At 75.9% G+C, this 20,036-nt stretch carries 15 protein-coding genes; 8 read left to right on the top strand and 7 right to left on the bottom strand.

Annotation, left to right across the window (positions count from 1 at the left end):
• Positions 1 to 59: 59 nt before the first annotated feature.
• The gene (locus IPO09_08345; GenBank protein MBK9517347.1) at positions 60 to 704 is read left to right on the top strand and encodes a nucleotidyltransferase family protein; all 645 of its coding nucleotides are present in this window, start codon (positions 60 to 62) and stop codon (positions 702 to 704) included.
• Positions 701 to 1,726, top strand: a complete 1,026-nt coding sequence (locus IPO09_08350) for an XdhC family protein (protein ID MBK9517348.1) — start codon at positions 701 to 703, stop codon at positions 1,724 to 1,726. Before IPO09_08345 ends, IPO09_08350 begins: the two co-directional genes overlap by 4 nt.
• Positions 1,727 to 1,756: 30 nt before the next feature.
• Here IPO09_08350 and IPO09_08355 read toward each other — a convergent pair whose 3' ends face one another.
• Genes IPO09_08355 through IPO09_08365 form a run of 3 tightly spaced genes read right to left on the bottom strand, consistent with a single transcriptional unit; the run spans position 1,757 to position 5,776 of the window.
• Entirely contained in the window at positions 1,757 to 3,037 is a 1,281-nt protein-coding gene (locus tag IPO09_08355; protein ID MBK9517349.1) for a pyridoxal-phosphate dependent enzyme, read from the bottom strand.
• A gap of 10 nt (positions 3,038 to 3,047) precedes the next feature.
• Entirely contained in the window at positions 3,048 to 4,553 is a 1,506-nt protein-coding gene (locus tag IPO09_08360; GenBank protein MBK9517350.1) for a pyridoxal-5'-phosphate-dependent protein subunit beta, read from the bottom strand.
• Positions 4,554 to 4,567: 14 nt separating this feature from the next.
• The gene (locus tag IPO09_08365; GenBank protein MBK9517351.1) at positions 4,568 to 5,776 is read right to left on the bottom strand and encodes an amidohydrolase family protein; all 1,209 of its coding nucleotides are present in this window, start codon (positions 5,774 to 5,776) and stop codon (positions 4,568 to 4,570) included.
• 89 nt (positions 5,777 to 5,865) lie between these two features.
• Between IPO09_08365 and hydA the strand changes: the two genes are divergently transcribed.
• On the top strand, positions 5,866 to 7,269 hold the full coding sequence (hydA, locus tag IPO09_08370; protein ID MBK9517352.1) for a dihydropyrimidinase: 1,404 nt from the start codon (positions 5,866 to 5,868) through the stop codon (positions 7,267 to 7,269).
• A 25-nt stretch (positions 7,270 to 7,294) separates the two neighbouring features.
• Here hydA and IPO09_08375 read toward each other — a convergent pair whose 3' ends face one another.
• The 3 genes from IPO09_08375 to xdh all read right to left on the bottom strand — a co-directional run bounded on the left by IPO09_08375 (position 7,295) and on the right by xdh (position 12,874).
• A complete protein-coding gene (locus IPO09_08375; GenBank protein ID MBK9517353.1) occupies positions 7,295 to 8,944 on the bottom strand; it encodes a hypothetical protein in 1,650 nt (549 codons plus the stop codon).
• Positions 8,944 to 10,173: a Zn-dependent hydrolase gene (locus IPO09_08380; GenBank protein MBK9517354.1), complete on the bottom strand. Its 1,230-nt coding sequence runs from the start codon at positions 10,171 to 10,173 to the stop codon at positions 8,944 to 8,946. Before IPO09_08380 ends, IPO09_08375 begins: the two co-directional genes overlap by 1 nt.
• A gap of 61 nt (positions 10,174 to 10,234) precedes the next feature.
• Positions 10,235 to 12,874 (bottom strand): selenium-dependent xanthine dehydrogenase, encoded by a 2,640-nt coding sequence (gene xdh / locus IPO09_08385; GenBank protein ID MBK9517355.1) that lies wholly within the window; start codon positions 12,872 to 12,874, stop codon positions 10,235 to 10,237.
• A 179-nt stretch (positions 12,875 to 13,053) separates the two neighbouring features.
• Between xdh and IPO09_08390 the strand changes: the two genes are divergently transcribed.
• The 5 genes from IPO09_08390 to IPO09_08410 all read left to right on the top strand — a co-directional run bounded on the left by IPO09_08390 (position 13,054) and on the right by IPO09_08410 (position 18,557).
• Positions 13,054 to 15,117 carry a glutamate synthase gene (locus tag IPO09_08390; GenBank protein ID MBK9517356.1) on the top strand — a complete coding sequence of 688 codons (2,064 nt, stop codon included), beginning with the start codon at positions 13,054 to 13,056 and terminating at the stop codon, positions 15,115 to 15,117.
• Between the two features lie 153 nt (positions 15,118 to 15,270).
• Positions 15,271 to 16,146, top strand: coding sequence for a DUF3365 domain-containing protein (locus IPO09_08395; protein MBK9517357.1), 876 nt, complete (start codon positions 15,271 to 15,273; stop codon positions 16,144 to 16,146).
• A complete protein-coding gene (locus IPO09_08400) occupies positions 16,143 to 17,024 on the top strand; it encodes an OmpA family protein (protein ID MBK9517358.1) in 882 nt (293 codons plus the stop codon). The genes IPO09_08395 and IPO09_08400 overlap by 4 nt, the downstream gene beginning before the upstream one ends.
• A 177-nt stretch (positions 17,025 to 17,201) precedes the next feature.
• Complete coding sequence (locus tag IPO09_08405; protein ID MBK9517359.1) at positions 17,202 to 17,939, top strand: DUF4388 domain-containing protein; 738 nt, start codon at positions 17,202 to 17,204, stop codon at positions 17,937 to 17,939.
• Positions 17,940 to 17,942: 3 nt separating this feature from the next.
• Positions 17,943 to 18,557, top strand: a complete 615-nt coding sequence (locus tag IPO09_08410) for a hypothetical protein (protein MBK9517360.1) — start codon at positions 17,943 to 17,945, stop codon at positions 18,555 to 18,557.
• Positions 18,558 to 18,581: 24 nt separating this feature from the next.
• On the opposite strand, the gene IPO09_08415 is transcribed toward IPO09_08410, so the two are convergent.
• Positions 18,582 to 19,979 carry an 8-oxoguanine deaminase gene (locus IPO09_08415; protein MBK9517361.1) on the bottom strand — a complete coding sequence of 466 codons (1,398 nt, stop codon included), beginning with the start codon at positions 19,977 to 19,979 and terminating at the stop codon, positions 18,582 to 18,584.
• Positions 19,980 to 20,036 lie beyond the last annotated feature (57 nt).

Genomic DNA, 20,036 nt, shown 5'->3' on the forward strand with positions numbered 1-20,036 from the left:
CTTCATAGCCGGGCACCGGCCGCCATGCGAGAGTAGCAGGAGAGCGGGCCACGACGCGGATGGCAGACCAGACGACCAGCGGCCCGGCGGCCCCCACCCCCTCGCGCCCCGCGCCGGTGGCGGGCGTGCTGCTGGCGGCGGGGCGGTCGTCCCGCATGGGGTCCAACAAGCTCCTGCTCGAGGTTGGCGGCGAGCCGCTGGTCCGTCGCGCCGCGCGGGTCGCCCTGGAGGCCGGGCTCGACCCGGTGGTGGTGGTGACCGGTCACCAGGCGGCGCTGGTCGAGGCGGCGCTGCGAGGCCTGCCCTGCCGCGCCGTGCGCGCCCCCGATCCAGCGCAGGGCCAGGGCGCCTCGCTCGCGGCCGGCCTGGCGGCCCTGCCGCCCGGGGCCGAGGCGGCGGTGGTGCTGCTGGCCGACATGCCCCGGGTGACGGCGGCCATGGTGTCGGCGCTGGTGGCGCGCGCCACCGGCTCGGAGGCCCCGCTGGTCCTGTCCGACTACGGCGGGGTCCTGGCCCCGCCCGCCCTCTACCGCCGGGCCCTGTTCCAGGAGCTGAGCGATCCGGGCGAGACCCCGGGCCGGCGGGTGCTGGCCCGCCACCGCGCCGAGGCCCTCACCGTCGCCTTCCCGGCCGAGGCGCTGGCGGACGTGGACGTGCCGGCCGACCTGGCCGGCCTGGCCACGCTCCCGGGGGGCCGACCGTGACGGACGCCGCCATCCTGGCCCAGGCCGCGGCCTGGCTGGAGCAGGGCCTGGGGGTGGCGCTGGCCACCGTGGTCCGGACCTGGGGCTCGGCGCCGCGCCCGGCCGGCAGCCAGCTGGTGGTCAACCAGCGCGGCGACTTCGCCGGCTCGGTCTCCGGCGGCTGCGTCGAGGCGGCGGTCATCGAGGCGGCACAGGGCTGCCTCCGCACCGGGGCGCCGCGGCGGCTGGCCTTCGGCGTCACCGACGAGCAGGCCTGGGAGGTGGGCCTGGCCTGCGGCGGCACCGTCGAGGTGGCGGTGGCCCCCCTGCCTGGCCCCGCCGCGCTGGCCCAGCTCCTGGACGACCTGGCGGCCAGGAGGCCGGCGGTGCTGGCGCTCGACCTGGTCGCGGGCACCGCCACCCTGCTCCACCCGGACGACCCACCGGCGCCGGCGGCCGCGCCCCTGGCCGGCCACGGCGCCCAGCTGGCCCAGGCGGCGCGGGCGGCGGCCCGGCGCGGGCGCTCCGGGCCGCTGGAGTGGCCCGGGCCCGCCACCTTCCTCAGGGTCTACGCCCCGCCGGTGCGGCTGGTGGTGATCGGCGCGGTGCACGTGGCGCAGGCCCTGGTGCCCATGGCGCAGCTGGCCGGCTACCACGCGCTGGTGGTCGACCCCCGCCCGGCCTTCGCCGCCGCGGCCCGCTTCCCCGGGGCCGAGGTGCTCACCGCCTGGCCGGAGGCGGCCCTGGCGCGGCTGGCCCTGGACCGCCACACCGCGCTGGTGGCCCTGAGCCACCAGCCCCGCATCGACGACCCGGCGCTGGCGGCGGCGCTGCGCGCCGGCGCCTTCTACGTGGGGGCGCTCGGCAGCCGCACCACCCACGCCGCCCGCTGCCAGCGGCTGGCGGCGATGGGGCTGGCGGCCGGGCTGGTGGAGCGGGTGCGGGGGCCCATCGGGCTCGACCTGGGGGCCGAGGGGCCCGGCGAGATCGCGGTGGCCATCCTGGCGGAGCTGCTGGCCCACCTGCGCCGGCCGTCCCCCTGAGCCGCGCCACGGGCGGCCCCTCCGGCAGGCTCAGCGCGCCACGCCGGTGAGGAGCACCGCCACCGACCGGCCCGGGGCCGGCTGGGACAGCAGGCCGGCCAGCCCGGCCGTGCCGGTGGCCGACGCGGCGATGCCGGCGTGGGGCCTGGCCAGGGCGTGGGCCCGCGCCACCGCCACCTCGTCCACCACCACCGGGCCGCCCCCGGTGGCGCGCATGCCGGCGGCGATGGCCCACCAGTCGTAGGTCTCGTCGTCCAGGATGCCGTGGGCCAGGCTGTGGGGGGGCTCCTCCCAGGGCCACATGTAGCGGCCGCGGTGGCGGGCCGCCTCGTCGAGCGGCGTCGCGCCCAGCCGCCGCCAGGCCCGCTCCAGCGGCGCGCACCCGGCGGTCTGGACCGCCACCAGCCGCGGCGCGCGCGCCAGGACGCCGCCCGCCACCGCCAGCGCCAGCCCCTGGGCCAGCGCGCTGGCCAGGGCGCCCCCGCCCACCTGCACGTAGAGCGCCTCTGGCGCGGCCCCGGCGGCCCGAAGGCCCTCGGCCAGCTCGAACGCCAGGGTGCGCCCGCCCTCGATGGCCAGGCCGTTGTCGGGCCCCTGCACGCCGAAGGGGATGGCCCCGGCCGCCACCGCCTCGCGGAAGCGCAGGTAGCAGGGATCACCCGGCTCGCCGGGCCGCCGCTGGCAGACGGTGCGGGTGGCGCCCAGCGCCGCCAGCCGCTCCACCACCGCGGCCTCGGCGTCGGGGGGGACGAAGACGTCGAGCGGCCACCCGGCGGCGCGGGCCACCACCGCGGCCGCCAGCGCGGCGTTGCCGCAGGAGGCGATGGCCAGCCGCCGGGACCGCAGCCCCGCCCCGGCCGGCAGCCGGGCCGCCTCCAGCACCCGGAGGTACAGCATCACCAGCATCAGGTGCCGCGCCTTGTGCGAGCCGGCCACGTTGCCGGTCTCGTCCTTCACCCACAGCGCGCCGGCGTGGCCGGCGGCGCGCGCCAGCGCCGGCTGCAGGGCCAGCGGCGTGGCGCGGAAGCCCCGGCCGTCCACCTCCTGCAGCGCGCCGTCGAGCTGGCCGGCCAGGTCGAGCCAGGCCTGGTCGGGCAGGCCGGCCGCCCTGAGCAGCCGGTAGGGCGACAGCAGCGCGCGGAAGCGGAGGTACGGGTCGGCCTCGTCGCCCACGCCGAACGGGGCGGGCGCGTCCTCGGGCACCAGCAGGTGGTCCACCTCGTCGCCCGGCGCCCCCGCCGCCGGGCAGCGGAAGGGCAGCGCCGCGGCGGCGTCCACCCGGGCGCCGCAGCCGTGGCAGGTGAAGCGCACCGCCACCGCCTCAGGCCCCGAGCGCCCTGGCCGCGCCGGTCTTGGCGTTGAACTCGTCGATCATGGCGTCCCAGGCCGGCACCAGGTCCATCAGGCCGTCCCAGAACGACTGGTGCAGGCGGGCGTCGAACTCCTGCAGCGAGACCCCCTGCTGCTCCACCCAGGTGAAGTAGCCCAGGTTGAAGATGCGCCTGCGCTCGGCGTGGGTCAGCTCGAGGACGTGATCCGTGGTGACCGCCGCCAGGTCGCGCCCCCACACCTCGCCGGCCGAGACGGCGTCGAAGCGGCCGCCGCAGCGGGTGGCCACGATCTTGGGGATCTCGCTGGGGTAGAGCGCCGCGCCGTCGGTGGCCACCGTCATGAGCACGTCGTCGGCGCCCAGGTCGAGCTGCTTGGCGGTCTTGATGGCCGCCAGCACGTTGCAGATGCCGGAGAAGCCCAGGTGGGAGAGCTGCGCCACCAGCCCGGCGTCCAGGCCGCGCCGCTCCACCAGGTAGCGCCGCCCCTCCTCGGTGTTGAAGAGCACGAAGAGCGAGTCGGTGGACCGGTCGGTGATGCCCACCACCAGGTCGGTGTTCATGACGTTGTGGATGTACGGGACGTGCTTGTCGCCGATGCCCTGGATGTTGTGCTCGCCGTAGCCGTTGGAGAGCAGCGTGGGGCACTCGGACGCCTCCACCGCCACGATGCGGGCGCCGAAGGCGGCCTTGAGGTGGTCGCCGGCCGCCAGCGTGCCGGCCGAGCCGGAGGCCGAGACGAAGGCCGCCAGGCGGGCCTTCGGCGAGGCCGCCGCCACCGCGCCGAAGATGGCCGCCAGGGCGGCGCCGGTGACCGAGCGGTGGGTCACGTAGTTCCCGAACTCGCAGAACTGGTTGAAGATGATGTTGGCCGGATCGCGGTCGAGCGTGGCGCAGGTGTCGTAGATCTCCTTCACGTTCGACTCGGAGCCGGGGGTCCGGACGATGTCGGACGGGCTGCCCACCCACCGGTCGAGCCAGTCGAAGCGCTCCTGCGACATGTTCTCCGGCAGCACCGCCACGCCGCGGCAGCCGAGGATGCGCGAGATGGCCACGCCGCCCCGGCAGTAGTTGCCGGTGGAGGGCCAGATGGCGCGGTGGCGCGTCGGGTCGAACTGGCCGGTCACCACCCGCGGCACCAGGCAGCCGTAGGCCGCCAGCACCTTGTGCGCCGTGATCATGGGGAAGCGGTCGCCCAGCGCCAGCACGATGCGCGCCGGCACCCCGGTCAGCGCCGGCGGCAGCACCAGGTGGCCGGGCACCGCGGCCAGGCCGCGCCGGGCCGCGTCGTTGAACCAGTGCACCCGGAACAGGTTGAGCGCGTGCGGCGCGTCGGGGTCCACCGCCGCCAGCCGCTCGCGGATGGCCGCCGGGATGGTGGCGGGGTCCTTGAGCTGCCCCAGGGTCGGCAGGAGCACCCCGGCCCGGGCGAACCCCTCGACGGTCCGCTGGTACACCGCGCCATCCACCACCGTCCGCTCGACTCCGAGTCGCGCCATCTCACCGCTCCCTCTCAAGGACCTTCGGTCGTCGCCAGCCGGGCCATGCGGGCCCAGAGTCCTGCCGCCTCGCGCCTCGCCTCGGCCTCGACGGCCGCCGCGTCGGCGGCCACCAGCCGCCCTTCCTCGACCACCACGCGTCCGTCCACTACCACGTGGCGCAGCCGCCCGTCCTGCCGCACCACCAGGTCGCCCAGGCCGCCCGGCGCGAGCGGCGCCACCGCGGCCCCGAACCGCTCGGCCACCAGCCGGTGGCCGGCCGCCAGCCGGCCCGCCGCGGCCGGATCGCCGTGCGCCGCCGCCAGGCGGAGGAGCGCGGCCTCCTCGGCCGCCATGTCGGCCTCCCAGCCGTCGGTGCCCAGCGCCACCCGCGAGGCCCCGGCCAGCGCGCCGGGGTACCCCACCCTGTTGCCCTCGTTGGAGCGGGGGTTCTGGACCAGCCAGCAGCCGTGGGCCTCCGCCAGCGCCACCTGCGCCGGCGAGAGGTGGACGCCGTGCGCCAGGATGGAGCCCGGCGGCAGCGCCTGGCAGGCCAGCAGCCGCTCCAGCGGCCCGGCCGCGCCGCGCGCCCGGGCGTCCACCACGTCGGCCAGGTCCTCGGCCACGTGCACGTGGACCACCGTGCCGAGCGCGCGGGCCAGCTCGCCGGCGGCCCGCAGGGTGGCGTCGCTGGCGGTGAAGGAGGCGTGCAGGCCCACCAGGGGCCGCAGCCTGGGCGAGGCGGGCAGGCGGCGGCACTCGGCCAGGCCGCGCCGCCCCTCCTCCGGCCCGCCGTTCCGGTCGGTGGCCCCGTAGCAGAGCAGCGCCCGGATGCCGAGCTCGTCGCAGGCGGCCGCCAGGATGGCCAGCGAGCCCTCGATGAGGGCCGGCGACTCGTGGTGGTCCACCAGCGCGGTGGTGCCGCACAGGAGCGCCCGGGCCACGTAGTCCCGCGCCGCGGCCCGCAGCGAGGGCGCGTCGAGCGCCCGGTCGAGGCGCCACCAGACCCGCCGCAGGATCTGGAGGAAGTCCTGCGGCGGCGGCGTCGGCGGCGGCAGGCCGTGGCGGGCCAGGCCGCTGTAGAGGTGGGTGTGGGCGCAGACCGCCCCGGGCGCGATGAGGCCGTCCGGGCAGGCCAGGCGCCGGGCGCCGGCCGGCGCCTCCGCCACCACCCGGCCGGCGAGGAGGTGCACGGTGCGGCCGGTCCGGTCGGGCCCGACGACGAGGGAGGCGGCGCTGGTCACGGGTGGTCCGGGCTCCTGGCGCCGTTCGGTGCTGCGACCCGGGCGCCGGTGCAGTATGGATGGCCCTGGCCTGCAGGGCGAGGTGGCGCATGGTGGAGACGCTGGTCCGCGGCGGGACGGTGGTGACGGCCGAGGGGCGTCGGCGCGCCGACGTGCGCTGCCGCGACGGCCTGATCGCCGAGGTGGGCGAGGGGCTGGTCCCCTCCCCGGGCGCCGCGGTGGTGGACGCGGGGGGCTGCTTCGTCATGCCCGGCGGCGTCGATCCGCACACCCACATGCAGCTGCCCATGATGGGCACGGTGGTGGCCGACGACTTCCTCTCCGGCACCGCGGCCGCCGCGGCCGGCGGCACCACCACCATCCTCGACTTCGTCGGGCCGGAGCGCGGCGAGTCGCCGCTGGCGGCCCTGGCCACCTGGCAGGCCTGGGCCTCGCGCGCCACCGTGGACTTCGGCCTGCACATGACCGTGTCCTGGTGGGGCGAGCGCTTCGCCGCCGAGATGGCGCCGCTGGTCCACCAGCACGGCGTCTGCAGCTTCAAGTTCTTCCTGGCCTACAAGGGCGGGCTGATGCTGCCGGACGAGAGCATCATCCAGGGCTTCCTGCGCTGCCGCGAGCTCGGCGCCCTGCCCCAGGTCCACGCCGAGAACGGCGAGCTGATCGCGCACCTGCAGGCCAAGCTGAAGGCCGAGGGGGTGACCGGGCCGCGCGGCCACGTCCTGTCCCGCCCGCCCATCCTGGAGGGCGAGGCCACCCACCGGGCCGTCACCATGGCCGAGGTGCTCGACGTCCCGCTCTACGTGGTGCACGTCTCGGCCGCCGAGGCGGCCGAGGCCATCGGCCGGGCCCGCGGGCGCGGCGCCCGGGTGGTCGGCGAGACCCTGCCCGGGTTCCTGGGCATCGACGCCTCGGTCTACGAGAGCCCCGACCTCGACGTCGCCGCCGGCCACGTCATGAGCCCCCCCTACCGCCCGGCCGGCCACCAGGCGGCGCTGTGGCGGGCCGTCGCCGAGGGGGTGCTCTCCACCAGCGGCACCGACCACTGCTGCTTCACCACCGAGCAGAAGCGGCTGGGGGCCGCCGACTTCACCCGCATCCCCAACGGCTGCGGCGGGGTCGAGGACCGCCTGCACGTGCTGTGGCACCTGGGCGTGAACGGCGGGCACCTCACGCCGGAGCGCTTCGTGGCCCTCACCTCCACCAGCGCCGCCCGCGCCTTCAACCTCTACCCGCGCAAGGGGTCCCTGCAGCCGGGCGCCGACGCCGACGTGGTGGTGCTCGACCCCACCCGCACCCGCACCCTCTCGGCGCGCACCCAGCGGCAGCGCACCGACTTCTCGGTCTGGGAGGGGCGCGAGGTGCGCGGCGTGGTGGTGCACACCCTGGCCGGCGGGCGCCACCTCTACGCCGACGGCGACCTCCGGGCCGAGCCCGGCAGCGGGCGCTACCTGCCGCGCCGGCCCTTCGGCCCGGCCTACCAGGGCCAGATCTGAGGGCCGGCCCCCGGGCCCGGAGCGCTCAGCCATCGGCACGGACCGGGCTCTGCAGGATCCGGCCCGGCAGCGGCCAGGGCGAGCGCAGCACCCCGTGGTCGAGCACCAGCGCCCCGTGGACCCAGACCGCGTCGATGCCGGTGGGGGGCACCAGCGGATCCAGGTAGTCGTTGTTCTCCCGCACCGCCTCGGCGTCGAAGAGCACCAGCGAGGCGTCGGCCCCGGGGCGCAGCACCGGGTCGGGCAGGTGCAGGAACCGGCACGGCAGGGTGGCCAGCCGGTGCACCATCTGCTCCAGCGGGATCCCCATCTGGCGCGCCATGCGCAGCGCCTTGGGGAAGGCGCCCAGGGCCCGCGGGTGCGGCTTCTGCCCGGGCCCGGGCATCAGGCCGTCGGTGCAGAGCGCCATGGTGGGGCGCCGGAAGAAGCGCTCCACCGTGGCCTCGTTGCCGTAGTGGGTGATGATGGCGATCTCGCCGGCGTTGTCGCGGAAGAAGTCGAAGACCGCCTGGAAGGCCGCGTCGGAGGCCAGGTCGGCCACGCCGGCGGCGCGCGCCACGTCGCCGAGCCGCTGCCCCAGGAAGGCCTCCCCCACCCCCGGCTTGACCCCCGCGATCTGGACGCCGCCCAGCCCGCCGCAGAAGTGGACGAAGTTGTCCCAGCTGCGCGAGTCGTGGCGCATCCGCTCGGACATGCTCCGCCGCGCCGCCGGGTCGGAGAGCCGCGCCAGGAACTCGGCGCGGGTGCCGGCCCGCATGTCGGGCGGGAAGATGGCGTCGCCGGTGGTGGAGCCGGCGGTGTACGGGTACATGTTCTCCATGGTGGGGATGAGCGTGGCCGCGTCCCGCAGGATCGACTCCAGCTCGCCGATGCGGTCGTAGTTGCCGGCGCCGGCGATCTTGGAGTGCTCGTTGCAGTACCCGCCGCCGCCGTCCACCGCGGCGCTCACCACCTCCCGGACGCTGGCGACGATGTTGTCGCTCTCCGAGCGCAGGTGCGGGAAGAGCGCCCCCGGCTTCACCTGGTTGAAGGCCCGCACCAGCTCGGTCAGCTCGCGCTGGTCGCAGTAGACGGCCGGGTTGTAGACCAGGCCGGTGGAGAGCCCGAGCGCGTGGGGCGCCTCGCGCCGCACCACCGCCGCCATGGCCGCCACCTCGGCGTCGGTGGCCACCCGGGCCAGGTTGTCCATCACCACCCGCCGCACCGCCGAGTGGCCCAGGTAGAGCCCCAGGTCGGTGACCGAGCGGCCGCGGTGCCAGTCGAGGAAGCCGGCGATGGTGGTCCAGGTCCACTCGCCCTCGATGGCGCCGTCCAGCGGCTTGAGCTGGGCGGCGTACTGCGACCGCTGGGCCTCGGTCACCGGCGCCGGCGAGAGGCCGTCCACGCCGCAGATGCGCTTGGTGACCCCCCCGCGCAGCGCCAGCTCGCAGGCGCGCGGCAGGCCGCTCTGGCCCGGCAGGGTGCCGCCCAGCGCGCCGTGGTTGTGGGTGTCCACGAAGGACGGCGCCAGCACCCGGCCGCGCGCCTCCACCACCACGTCGGCGGTGACCAGGTCGGAGTGGCCCACCGCCCCGAGCCGGGCCACCAGGTCGCCCTCGAGCAGCACGTCGCCCTCGACCGGCGGCGCCAGGCCGTCGCCCGTCACGATGCGGGCGCCGCGGATCAGCTGCCGCATCAGGCCGCCAGCTCCAGGAGCAGGTCGAGGAGCACCTCGGCCCCGGCCGTGAGATCCGCCGGGCTGGTGTACTCGGCGACGTTGTGGCTGATGCCCTTGGCGCTCGGCACGAAGATCATGCAGGCGGGGCACACCGCCGCCAGGATCTGGGCGTCGTGGCCGGCGCCGCTGGGGAGCCTCCGGACCCGGTGCCCCTTGCCCGCGGCGATGGCCTCCACCCGCGCCACCAGCCTGGGGTCGAAGGCCACCGGCGCGAAGCGGGCCAGCGGCCGGCGGGCCAGGGTCACCCCCTCGGCCAGGGCCGCCTGCTCGGCGAAGGCCAGCACCTGGCGCTCCGCCACGTCGAGGACGGCGTCGTCGGTGTTGCGCAGGTCGAGCGTCATCACCACCTGGTTGGCGACCACGTTGACCAGGTTGGGCGAGACCGTCAGCAGCCCCACCGTGCCCACCTGGTGGCCGCCGGTGGCCCGGGCCACCCGCCGCACCTCGCAGGCGATCTGGGCGGCCACCAGCGCCGCGTCGTGGCGCAGCGACATGGGGGTGGTGCCGGCGTGGTTCGACTGCCCGCGCAGCGTCAGCTCGGTCCAGCGGATCCCCTGGACCCCCTCGACCGCGCCGATGGTGTAGCCCTCGGCCTCCAGCACCGGCCCCTGCTCGACGTGCAGCTCCACGTAGGCGTGGACCTGCGGCTGCCCGACCGGGGCCGGCCCGGCGTAGCCGATCCGGTCCAGCTCGGCCCCCACCGCCCGGCCGTCCACCCCGACCGTGGCCCGCGCCGCCTCCAGGGTGAGGCCGCCGGTGAAGACCAGGCTGCCCATCATGTCCGGCTGGAAGCGGCTCCCCTCCTCGTTGGTGAAGAAGGCCACCGCCAGCGGGCGGCGCGTCACCACCCCGGCGTCGTCGAGCGCCTGCAGCACCTCCAGGCCGGCCAGCACCCCCAGGTTGCCGTCGTAGCGGCCGCCGGTGGCCACCGTGTCGATGTGGCTGCCGGTCATCACCGGGGGGCCCGGCTCGCGCCCGGCCCGCACGCCGACCACGTTGCCCAGCCCGTCCACCGAGACGGCCAGCCCCAGCGCCGCCATCCAGCCCACCACCAGGTCGCGCCCGGCCTTGTCGGCGTCGGTGAGGGCCAGGCGGGCCACGCCGCCGCCGGGGATGGCGCCGACCTGGCCGAGGGCCTCGAGCCGGCGGGAGAGACGGGGGCCGTCGATGCGGGGGAGCGGTGCCATCGGGGTGCCTCCTCGAGCAGGGTCCCGCCGCGCTGGCGGGGTGGTGCCGTGGTGTCGCGAGTCAGTGCCAGTCGGCCCGGTCGGCGTCCGGGAGGCGCCCCACGTTGATGGCCCTGGCGGCCGGGGAGTCCTTCATGGGGAGCCGGGTGCGGCGGACGCCGTCGAAGGCGGCCAGGGCCCCGGCCACCGCGCCGGCGGTGGGCACCAGGCCGATCTCGCCCACCCCCTTGGCGCCGAAGGGCCCCTCCGGCTCGGGCACCTCCACCAGGATCACCTCCACCGGCGGCATGTGCTGGGCCCGGAGCACCCCGAGGTCCCTCAGGCGGAAGGTCACCGGCATGCCGTCCTTGCAGGGCAGCTCCTCGGTGAGCGCGTAGCCCAGCCCCATGTGCACGGCCCCCTCGATCTGGGCCTCGCACTGCTGCGGGTTGATGGCGCGGCCGACGTCGTGGGCGGCGATCACCTTCTCCAGCTTGCCGGCCTCGTCGAGCAGCACCACCTGGGTGGCCCAGCCGAAGGTGGTGTGGGTCTTGATCTTCTTGCCGTTGGCCTTGCCCGGCGCGTTGGTGTCGTCGATGACCGTGACGCCGGCGTACTCGCGCCCGGCCAGCGAGGCCAGGGTCAGGCCGAGGTCGAGGTCGGCCTTGAGCTTCCGGGCCGCGTCGATGGCCGCCCGCCCCGCCAGCAGCGTGCCGCGCGAGCCGGTGGTCTGGCCCGCCCCCAGCTCGTAGGTGGTGTTGACCTGCGGCCGGAAGGTGGCGGCCGGCAGGCCGGTCACCGAGACCACGCACTGGGTGGTGATGGTCAGGAGCCCCTGCCCCATCTCGGTGAAGCCGATGTGCACCGCCACGGTGCCGTCCGCCTCCACCTTGAGCGTGACCCGGCCGTGCTCCACCGCGCCGTTGCCGATGCCGGAGTTCTTCACCCCGCAGGCGATGCCCACCGCCCGGCCGGTGGCCCGGGCCGCGTAGTAGCGCTCCTTGACCGCCAGCAGGGTGGCCTCCACCCCCACCGCCTTCTCCAGCACCTGCCCGGTGGTGAAGGTGTCGCCGACCCGCAGCGCGTTGCGGAAGCGCATCTCCCAGCCGTCCAGCCCGACCTTCCCGGCCAGCAGGTCCAGGCAGCCCTCCATGGCGAAGCTGGTCTGGTTCACCCCGAACCCGCGCATGGCGCCGCAGGGCGGGTTGTTGGTGTAGGCGGCCACCGCCTCGATGTCCACGGCCGGCACCTGGTAGGGGCCGCAGGCGTGGCCGGCCGCCCGCTCCAGCACCTTGCCGCCCACCGAGGCGTAGGCGCCCGAGTCGCCGATCATCCGCACCCGGGCGGCGGTGAGCCGCCCAGTGGCGTCGCAGCCCACCGTGTAGGTCATGGTGATGGGGTGGCGCTTGGGGTGCATCCGGATCGACTCCTCCCGGTTGAGCACCAGCTTGACCGGGCGGCCAGTCAGGTGGGCCAGGAGCGCGGTCTGCGCCTGGATCGACATGTCCTCCTTGCCGCCGAAGGCGCCGCCGTTGGGCACCAGCTCAACGTGCAGCCGGTCCTCGGGCAGGCCGAGCACCTCCGCCACCTGGCGGCGATCGTCCCAGATGCCCTGCCCCTGCGAGGAGAGCTGCAGCACCCCGTCGGCCCGGGGCACCGCCAGCGCCGCCTCCGGCTCGAGGAAGAGGTGCTCGATGCGCTGGGTGGCCCAGGTGCCGGTCACCACGTGGGCCGAGGCGGCCAGCGCCGCGTCCACGTCGCCGCGGCCGAAGTGGGTGGTCGAGAGGACGTTGTCGTGCTTCGGGTTGACGCGCGGGGCGCCGGGCTGGACGGCGGCCACCGGGTCGAGCACCGGGGGCAGCCGCTCGTACTCCACCTCCACCAGCCTGGCCGCCTCGCGGGCGATGCGCGGGCTCTCGGCCGCCACCGCGGCCAGCACGTCGCCCACGTAGCGCACCTCCTCGCCCTCGGCCACGAAGACCGGCCAGTCGCGGTAGACGAGCCCCACCCAGCGCTGGCCCGGCACGTCCCTGGCCGTGGCCACCGCCACCACCCCGGGCAGCGCGCGCGCCCTGGTGGTGTCGATGCGCACCACCCGGGCCCGGGCGTGGGGCGAGAGCGTCACCGCCCCGTGCAGCAGGCCGGGGGCGTCGAGATCGGCCACGAAGGGGCGCTCCCCCAGCGTCAGCGCGCCGCCCTGGTAGCGCTGCAGCCGGCCGCCCACGCCGCCGTCCTCCACCACCACCGGCGCCGGGCCGCCCTGCTTGGCGACCTGGATCAGCTCCACCGCGTCCACGATCTTGGCGTACCCGGTGCAGCGGCACAGGTGCCCGTCGAGCGCCCGGGCGATCTCGGGGCGCGAGAGCCGCTGCGCCTTGTCGGTGAGCGCCTTGATGCGCAGCACCAGGCCGGGCGTGCAGAAGCCGCACTGCAGGCCGGCGGCCGCCTGGAAGGCGTCGGCGTAGAGCTGCTTCTCGGCGGCGGCCACCCCCTCCAGCGTCCAGATCTCCTTGCCGTCCACCTTGTCGGCCGGCATGGCGCAGGTCACCTTGGGCTGGCCGTCCACCAGCGCCAGGCAGCAGCCGCACTGCCCCTGCGGCGCGCAGGCGTCCTTGAGCGAGGTGAGCTGGAAGCGCTCGCGCAGCACCTCGAGCACCGACTCGCCCGGGGCCACCGACGCCTGCCGGGTGGTCCCGTTGAGCTGGAAGGTGACGGTCTTCATGAGGGTGGCGCTCCTTGGGGTGGCGGCGGGCCCGGTCGGCCCGAAACCGGCGGCGGCATTCGAGCAGGAAGTGGCCTTTCACGCCACCCGGGCGAGGCGCCGGCCTCAATCGGGCCAGCCCCCGGCTTCCCGGGGCGCCGGCCGGTTGCGGGGCCGGGGCACCGGCGGTACGGATGTGCATGGCCGAGCTCACCCCCGTCCCCTTCGGCGCCCTGGTCACCCGGCTCTTCACCGAGCTGGAGCGCCGCCAGGCCGCCTTCGACCTGCCCGCCCGCGCCTTCGTCACCTCCGGCGGCGGCCGCGACCTGTCGACCTCGCTGCACGGCCACCGCGCCTCGACGCCCTTCGGCCCGGCGGCCGGGCCCCACACCCAGCTGGCGCAGAACATCGTGCTGGCCTGGCTGGCCGGCGGCCGGATCATGGAGCTGAAGACGGTGCAGGTGAAGGACGACCTGGTCATCCCGCGCCCCTGCATCGACATGGCCACGGTCGGCTACAACGTGGAGTGGTCGCAGGAGCTCAAGCTGGAGCAGTCGCTGGAGGAGTACGTCAAGGCGGCCATGCTGGTGGAGATGCTCAAGGCCTCCGGCCTGGCGCCCGGCTTCGGCGACACGGTCTACGACATGAGCGTGGGCTACGACCTGGCCGGCGTCCGCTCGCCCCGGGTGCGGGCCTTCATGGCCGGGCTGCTCGACGCCGGCCCGGTGGTGGAGCGGCTGCGGCGCCAGATCCCGGCCCCCTTCGCCCACCTCCGCGATCTGGCCTTCCCCACCCGCCTCTCCGACACCCTGACCCTCTCCACCTTCCACGGCTGCCCGCCCGAGGAGATCGAGGCCATCGCCGCCTTCCTGCTCGAGGAGGTGGGGCTGCACGTCATCGTGAAGCTCAACCCCACCCTGCTCGGGAAGGTGGACCTGCGCGACCTGCTGCACCGCCGGCTCGGCTACCGCGACCTGGCGGTGCCGGACCAGGCCTTCGAGCAGGACGCGAGGTGGGACCAGGTGACCGGGTTCGTCGATCGGCTGGGGGCCAGCGCCGCCAGGCTGGGGCGGGGCTTCGGGGTCAAGTTCACCAACACCCTGGTGGTGGAGAACCACCGCACCTTCTTCCCGGCCACCGAGCGGCTCATGTACCTCTCCGGCCCGCCGCTGCACGTGCTGGCGATGACGCTGGTGGACCGCTTCCGCGCCACCTTCGGCGACCGCCACCCCATCTCCTTCTCGGCCGGCGTCGACGCCGCCAACTTCCCCGACGCGGTGGCGCTCGGACTCGGGCCGGTCAGCGTCTGCACCGACCTCCTGCGGGCCGGCGGCTACGGGCGGGGGCGCAGGTACTTCGAGGAGCTGGGCAAGCGGATGGAGGCGGTCAGGGCCCCCGACCTGGAGACCTTCTCGCTGCTGGCCTACGGCCAGGCGGAGGGGGCGCTGGTGCGGGCCGCGCTCCCGGCGCCGGCGGCCGCGGCCTGCCGCCTGGCCCTGCGCGCCGGCGGGGACCTGCGCGCCGCGGCCGGCGCCCACTGGGCGTCCTGGGTCTCGGCGGCGCGGCTGCTCGGCACCAGCCGCTACGCCGCCGGCCTGGCCGACGACCCCCGCTACGCCGCCGCCAGGAACGCCACGCCGCCCCGCAAGGTGGGGAGCGCGCTGGCGCTCTTCGACTGCCTCACCTGCGACAAGTGCATCCCGGTCTGCCCCAACGACGCCAACTTCTCCCTGCCGCTGGCGGCGGTGACCCTCGCGGTGGAGCGGCTGGTGCCGGCCGGCGGGCGCTTCACGCTGGAGACCGGCGCCCCGCAGGTGCTGGTGAAGCCCCGGCAGATCGCCACCTTCGCCGACGCCTGCAACGAGTGCGGCCACTGCGACGTGATGTGCCCGGAGGACGGCGGACCCTACGCGGTGAAGCCCAACTTCTTCGGCAGCGTGGCGAGCTGGAGCGCCGCGCCGACCCGCGACGGCTTCGCGCTGGAGCGGGTCGAGGGGGGGGTGCGCATGGTGGGGCGCGTGGCCGGTCGGACCTACCAGGTCTGGTCCGGCGGGGCGCGCCTGCGCTACGCCGGCGACGGCTTCGACCTGCGCCTCGATCCCGCCGATCCGGCCGGCACGGCCGAGGGGACCGCCACCGGCCCGGTGGAGCTCACCTGGCTGCGCGTCATGGAGGCGCTGCGGGGCGCCGTGACCGGCCCGGACACGGTGAACTTCGTCAGTGCGTCCCTGGAGGCCATGGACCCACCTCGCCCCACACCCTGACGGCGCGGAGCCGCAACTGCGTCAACCGGAACATTGACTCCGGCGGTACGTTCTCTACCCTCGATCACATCCGACGCTCGTCGCTGCCGCAGGTCGGCGCCGCAGGGGAGCCAGCCTCCCCTCGGGCACGCAGCGTTCCGCCAGGGAGAGACGATGGGCATTCGCAACCGCTTCATGATCACCACCGGCGTGCTGGGCCTGCTCACCATCCTCGCGGTGGGTGCGGCCAGCTACGAGCTGAGCCGCCGCCGCGCCATGGCCGACGCCGAGCAGAAGGGCCGGCTCATCTTCACCACCATGGAGTCGATCCAGTCCAACTTCGTGGTCTCCCAGCGCCCGCTGCTGCTGCAGGTGGTCGAGAAGGACCGCTTCTACCCGGAGATCATGTCGGGCGCGGTCATCACCCGCATGGTCTGGGACGTCCTGGAGAAGAAGCTGCCCGGCTACCAGTTCAAGCAGGCGGCGGTCGATCCCCGCTGGCCGCCCAACAAGGCCGACGAGCAGGAGACGGCCATCATCCAGGGCTTCCGGACCGACGCCGGCCTCAAGACGCAGGAGGGGATCATCTCCCGGCGCGGCGAGCCCTACTACTACTTCGCCACCCGGCGGAACGCGGCCAAGGGCTGCCTGCAGTGCCACAGCGACGCGGCCTCCGCCCCCAAGGACCAGGTGGAGATCTACGGCGCGGAGCGCGGCTACGGGTGGAAGGAGGGCGACGTGGCGGCCGCCTTCGTGGTGTACGTGCCGCTCACCGAGGCGCTGGCCGAGGCCCGGGCCAACGCCCTCCGGCTGCTGGCCGTTGCCGCGGCCGGCCTGGGCCTGGCGCTGGCGGCCATCTGGGTCCTGCTCGACCGCAGCGTGGTCCGCCCCATCGTGGAGCTGAGCGGCCGGACCGAGGCCATCAGCATGGGGCGCGGCCTGGAGGAGCGGGTCACCACCACCGGCCCCGCCGAGATCGCCACCCTGGCGCAGGGCATCGAGCGGCTCCGGGTCAGCGTGGCCAAGCTGCTGAAGCGGAGCGCCACGTGAGGCCGGGCCCGGGCCGCCTCCTCGCCGCCGCCGCGCTGGCCTCCGCGCTGGCGGCGCCGGCCCCGGCGCCGGCCCAGGCGCCGACCCGCGAGATCGACTGTCCGGCCCTGCTGGTGCACGTCAAGTCGGTCACCAGCCTGCTCGAGCGGGCCAAGCTCCTGGACGTCGCCGCCGCCAAGTGCCCGCAGGACGCCCCGGTGGCCTACGAGCACGCCTTCGCGCTGGAGCGGCTGCGCCGCTACCCCGAGGCGCTGGTGGCCTACCGGACCGCGGCCGAGCTCGACCCGGCGCACGCCAAGGCCCACGTCGGGGTGGCGGACACGCTCATGCTGCTGGGCGACACGGCCGGCGCGGTGGCCGCCTACGAGCGTGGGCTCAAGCTCGATCCCGCCAACGCCCGCGCCGGCAAGGCGCTGGAGGTGGCGCGCATCAAGGCCCGGGCCCAGCGAGGCGAGGACATCTCCAGCGACGAGTTCGTGCGGGTCATGAGCCAGGCCGAGGTGAAGGGCGGGCCCGCCGAGAGCGCCGAGGGCCCCATGGTGCGCATGCAGATCCTCTTCAAGCTCGGCGCCGCATCGCTCGACGAGTCGAGCCTCGGCAAGCTGGCCGTGGTGGGGGAGGCGCTGCGGCGCCCGGCCCTGGCCGGCGCCCGGCTGGAGATCGCCGGGCACACCGACGACACCGGCGACCCGGAGGCCAACCTGGCGCTCTCCAGGCGGCGCGCCGAGGCGGTGCGCGATCGGCTCGCCTCGCGCCACCAGATCCCGGCGGACCGCCTGGTGGTGGCCTGGTTCGGCCAGGGGCGGCCCCTGGCGCCCAACACCAGCCCGCGGAACCAGCAGCTCAACCGGCGCGTCGAGTTCAGGCTCCTCAAGTAGGCCTGGCGCCGGCGGCCGGACCGGCCGTCGCAGGACCCCCTGTGCGGTTGCGCGCAGGGCAGGGATGGACCAGATCGTTGGCTGCGGCGCGCCGAGGCGGTACCTTCAGGGCTCGGTGCACGCGCCGCTCGCCGGCCCGGGGAGAGCTCCCCGGGCCGAGCATCACGGGAGCCTCACATGTCGTCGAACCCACAGCGAGGCTTCGAGGGATCGGTGGCGGCGCTCTCCGTGGCCGACGTGCTGCAGCTCCAGGGTGGCCACCGCTTCTCCGGCTCCATCGTCTTCTCCTACCAGGGGCAGGCGGCGGCCGTCTTCATGCAGCACGGCGAGGTGATCCACGCCGAGTTCGGCGCGGTGCACGGCGAGGAGGTGCTCGCCGCCATCCTGGCCTGGCCCACCGGCAGCTTCGAGGCCCACGCCAACGTGGCCACCTTCGCCCGCTCCATCGACAAGCGGCTGGACCACCTGCTGCTCGACGCGGCGCGGAGCCTCGACGAGGCCCGCCAGGACGGCCGGGAGCGCCCGCCGGCCCAGGCGGCGGCGCCCGCCCCCAGGCCGCCCACCGAGCCGGCGCCGCCCAGGGCCCCCGCCGCCGCCCTGCGCGCCCGCGCCGTGGATGGCGTGCGCCACGCGGCGGTGCTGCGCGGCGGGGTGGCGCTCAACGACGCCTCCCCGGAGGGCACCGCCCTGGCGACCCGCAGCGCCTCCCTGCTCTCCTCCCTGGCCGACCCGCTCGGGAAGCTGCTCGGCCTCGGCGAGCTGAGCCGCCTGGTGCTCTGCAACCCGCAGCTGGACCAGCTCCTCCTCCTGCACGCCAAGGACGCCTACCTGGCCGTCAGCCTGCAGCCGACCGCCTCGCTGGCCGACACCGAGGCCGCGGTCCGGCGGGCCGTCAGCGCCCAGCCGGGGGCCTGAGCCATGCAGCAGGTGCTCCAGCAGCTGGCGGGGATCCCGGGGGTGGTGGGCACCATGGCCTGCGGCCCGAGCGGCGAGCTGCTCGCCTCCGCCTTCCCGCCCCTCTTCGACGAGGCGGCGCTGCGCCAGGTGGCCGCGCTCTTCGCCGACGAGACCTCCGGCCTGCGCCAGCGCGCCGGCCCCGACGGCTCGCTCGACCTGCGCTACGCCCGGGGGCGGGCCCTGGCCAGGCCCTTCGCCCGCGGCATGGTGCTGGTCATCGGGACCCTGGCGGTGGACGCGGCGCTGGTCGGGCTCTCGCTGGAGCAGGCGGTGCGCCGCCTGGACGCGGCCGCCGGACAGGCGCCGGCCCCCCACCGGCCCGCGCCCCAGCCGGCGGCGCCAGCCGCCGTCCCGGCGGAGGTGGTGACGGCCAGGGCGCCGCTGCAGGAGGTGCTGGTCCGCCACATCGGCCCCATCGGCGGGCTGGTCTTCGAGGAGGCCTGGGCCGCCTGGGCCGCCGCCGCCCCGCCCTCCCGGGCCAGGCTGGAGCAGCTGGTCGCCGACCTGTCGCGGGAGATCGACGAGGCCGACGAGCGGACCCGCTTCGTGGCCGAGGCGCGGGCGGCCCTCGGCTGAGCCGCGGGCGGGCCTCGGCCCGCCTCAGCCCGCCGCCGACGCCAGCTGGCGCGCCAGGGCGTTGTGGCGCTCCACCACCGGCTCGAGCTCGAAGGAGGCGAGCCGCCCCTGGCGCACCCGCACCCTCCCGTCCACCACCGTCCAGGCGGCCTGCGGCGCGGCGCACAGCAGGAGCGCGCCGAGCGGGTCGTGCACGGCCCCCCCGGCGAAGCCGAGCGTGCCGAGGTCGTAGAGCGCCAGGTCGGCGCAGAACCCGGGGGCCAGCTGGCCGATGTCGCCCCGCCCCAGCACCCGGGCGCCGCCGCGGGTGGCCAGGGCCAGCGCGTCGCGGGCCGTCATGGCGGCCGGTCCGCGATCGCAGCCGAAGGGCTCGAGGGCGATGCCGACCCGCTGCAGCAGCATGGCCTGGCGCGCCTCGGAGACCATCTGCGCCCCGTCGTTCGAGGCGCTGCCGTCCACGCCCAGCCCCACCGGCACGCCGGCGTCCATCATCCTCCGGATGGGCGCGATGCCGGAGGCCAGGCGCATGTTGCTGCACGGGCAGTGGGCCACCCCGGTGCCGGTGGCGGCGAAGCGCCGGATGCCGGGGTCGTCGAGCTTGACGCAGTGGGCGTGCCACACGTCCTCCCCCAGCCAGCCGAGCTCCTCGGCGTACTCGGTGGGCGTGCAGCCGAACTTCTCCCTGGTGTAGCGGATGTCGTGGTCGTTCTCGGCCAGGTGGGTGTGCAGCCGCACCCCCAGGGCGCGCGCCAGCCTGGCCGACTCGCGCATCAGGTCCTGGCTCACCGAGAACGGCGAGCAGGGCGCCACCGCCACCTGCAGCATGGCGCCGTGGCGGCGGTCGTGCCAGCGCTCCACCAGCCGCTGGGTCTCGCGCAGGATGTCCGGCTCGCGCTCCACCACCCGGTCGGGCGGCAGGCCGCCCTGGCTCTGGCCCACGCTCATCGAGCCGCGGGTGGCGGTGAAGCGCATGCCGGCCAGGGCCGCGCCCTCGATGGCGTCGTCGAGCCGGCAGCCGTTCGGGTAGATGTAGAGGTGGTCGCTGGTGGTGGTGCAGCCGGAGAGGAGCAGCTCCGCCATGGCCACCTGGGTGGAGACCCGCACCATCTCGGGCGTCAGGTTGGCCCAGATCGGGTAGAGCCCCTGCAGCCAGGAGAAGAGCTCGGCGTCCTGCACCGCCCGCACCGCCCGGGTCAAGGACTGCACCATGTGGTGGTGGGTGTTGACCAGGCCCGGGATGACCAGGTGGCCGCGGGCGTCGATGACCTCGTCGGCGGTGGCCGGCAGGTCGGCGGCCGGGCCGACCGCCTCCACCAGGTTGCCGCGCACCAGGACCGAGGCGCCGGGGAGCTCGCGCCGGGCCTCGTCGAAGGTGGCGACCAGGGTGGCGTCGCGGATCAGCAGGGTGCGTGGCTCGGGCATGTGGGGGATCCCTGTGGTCGCGTCGCGGGGCGCGGCATCGTACAACGGGGCCAGGAG

Source organism: Anaeromyxobacter sp. (assembly GCA_016718565.1).
GTDB lineage: Bacteria > Myxococcota > Myxococcia > Myxococcales > Anaeromyxobacteraceae > JADKCZ01.